General features: G+C 68.2%; 1 protein-coding gene. It reads left to right on the plus strand.

What is annotated here, in order from left to right:
* Positions 1-223 (plus strand): TPM domain-containing protein (locus tag E4K09_RS21970; RefSeq protein ID WP_193557340.1); only part of this gene is annotated, 223 nt, incomplete at both ends.

Genomic DNA, 223 nt, shown 5'->3' on the forward strand with positions numbered 1-223 from the left:
CTCGTCGCTCCCATTGAGCGCAAGGTGCGCATCGAGGTGGGCTACGGGCTCGAAGGCGCTCTCACCGATGCGCTCGCGAAGGTCATCACCACCACCGCGATCGCCCCGCAATTCCAGCAGGGCGACTTCGCGGGCGGCATCGATGCGGGGATCGACGCGATCCTGTCGATCCTCACGGGCGATGCGGAGGAATGGCAGCGCCGGGCCACCGTGCGCGAGGATC

This window comes from Microvirga pakistanensis, from assembly GCF_004458765.1.
GTDB lineage: Bacteria > Pseudomonadota > Alphaproteobacteria > Rhizobiales > Beijerinckiaceae > Microvirga > Microvirga pakistanensis.